This window comes from Micromonospora sp. LOL_021 (assembly GCF_048060215.1).
In the GTDB taxonomy this organism is placed as follows: Bacteria; Actinomycetota; Actinomycetes; order Mycobacteriales; family Micromonosporaceae; genus Micromonospora_E.
The window spans coordinates 1-475 of record NZ_JBHMIN010000153.1 but is presented as its reverse complement, the minus strand read 5'-3'; the positions used below and the strand labels follow the sequence as shown (position 1 = coordinate 475).

Sequence of the window (475 nt, the reverse complement as noted above, 5' to 3'; positions counted from 1 at the left end):
GGTCCGGTGTGGTCGAAGTGTTCGGCCCAGACCTGGTTGTAGCCGCCGAAGTCGTTCATGTTGACCAGGTAGGTGGTGACCGAGACCAGGTCGGTCAGGTTGGCGCCGGCGGCGGTGAGCAGGTCGGCGATGTTGGCGATGACGGCGCGGGTCTGTGCGCGGATGTCGAGTTGGGTGGTGCCGTATTCGTCGACGGTGGCGCCGGCGATGGTGTTGTCGGGGCGGCGGCTGGAGGTGCCGGAGACGAAGATGAACCCGCCAGCTGTTTTGACGTGCGGGAACTTGCCGCGTGGGGTGGCTTTGCCGGCGACCAGGTGTGCGGTCATCGCGTACTCCCGGTGGTGGTGAAGGCGGCGGTGCCGAGCCCTTGCACGGTGGCCCGCACGTGCGCGCCGGGGGTGAGGGGAACGGCGGCGGTGGCCGCGCCGGCCAGGAAGATCCAGCCGGCCCTCAGGGCCGGGCCGTGCCGGTCGGC

1 protein-coding gene is annotated in these 475 nt (G+C 70.3%); it reads right to left on the bottom strand.

Annotated features, from left to right (window positions below; translation table 11 throughout):
- On the bottom strand, positions 1-326 hold a 326-nt coding region (locus ACFHWT_RS31455), incomplete at its 3' end, for a RidA family protein (protein WP_416598340.1).
- Between the last annotated feature and the right edge of the window lie 149 nt (positions 327-475).